The 1,122-nt window shown below is 44.2% G+C and carries 2 protein-coding genes; both read right to left on the bottom strand.

Annotated elements, in window-relative coordinates; all coding sequences use genetic code 11:
* Positions 1-247: 247 nt before the first annotated feature.
* Positions 248-430, bottom strand: a complete 183-nt coding sequence (locus PQQ36_RS22465; RefSeq protein WP_069213269.1) for a DUF645 family protein — start codon at positions 428-430, stop codon at positions 248-250.
* 289 nt (positions 431-719) lie between these two features.
* A complete protein-coding gene (locus PQQ36_RS22475) occupies positions 720-1,031 on the bottom strand; it encodes a hypothetical protein (protein ID WP_140280422.1) in 312 nt (103 codons plus the stop codon).
* Positions 1,032-1,122 lie beyond the last annotated feature (91 nt).

The raw sequence follows: 1,122 nt of genomic DNA on the forward strand, positions 1-1,122 counted from the left end.
ATTGACGCTTCATACGCCTCAATTTCACCACTTTTGACGACTGATATTTTCAAGATGAGCTCCATTCACATAACGCCCGCCTAAGGGGCTGGCAACGCAAACCACTAAACTCAAACACAACAACCGAAACCACCGCGGCTCATTGGGACTGGAAACGCCACGCGTTGACAGTCCCTCTTGAGGCGTTTGTTAGCTTCGTAGCCAATTGTTTCCCAATAACTTTTAAACACTTTTCTTGAAAGCGATTTTACGCAAATGCATAGAACAAGCACACGTCCAACGCCAAAAGCTGTGAAGTCGGCTGCCAAAACTCAAAACGGTCAAGGCTAAGTTGGCCACGGTTAAGAGTCCGCGACAAAGAAAGCCAGATCACAGCGATGATACAGCCTTTTGTGAAACCAAACTTTCCGAGTGGAGCATCCAACAACATTGAAGCATCGAGGTTTGATGGTTTTCAACGACCTTGAAACTGCTGAACATTCCACACTTTCTACCAAATAAGCATCAGAAAACTCGAAAGCCAAATTGTGCGATCTGAACGCTAGAAGTTGAGTTTTAAGAACAATTGAGCTTAGATTTTGATGATTCTAGCCTTTAAGAAGCTAACGCCCGCTTAAGGGGCAGACAACGCTACTATAAGCTTCCGCATAAAACCGTAACCACCAAAACCAACGCATAGTAAAAATGCCGCGCGTTGGCTGTCCCTCTTGAAGCGTTTGTTATGTTCGTGAGCTTAAGTATTTGAAATGAATCTTGAGTACCCCGTTTACAGCAAGAGAAGATAGACTTACTTCACCATTTTCTAGGACTTCAAAGTCATTGCCTTTCAAACGAGAAGCCTCTTCATTGTTAGCTAAGAGTATCCATTGATGATCGAAAGCTGCCACTTTCGCCAGATAAGAGCAAGCATCAATGGCGTCAACTAAATCTTGAATAGTTGAGATTTCTAGCAATTCTAATTGTAAGAAGTGAGGGGCACCGGAATCATCTCCCATACACACACTATCTCTTGTGAGTTTGACTCTCAGCATAAACACTCCGATAGAACATAACGCTGCGTTAAGGGGTGAATGCCGCACAAACCAACTTCCCGCAGACCACTTTCACCACCAAAACTCGCCG

The sequence above is a fragment of the Vibrio sp. CCUG 15886 genome (assembly GCF_028570825.1).
GTDB classification, from domain to species: domain Bacteria; phylum Pseudomonadota; class Gammaproteobacteria; order Enterobacterales; family Vibrionaceae; genus Vibrio; species Vibrio vulnificus_B.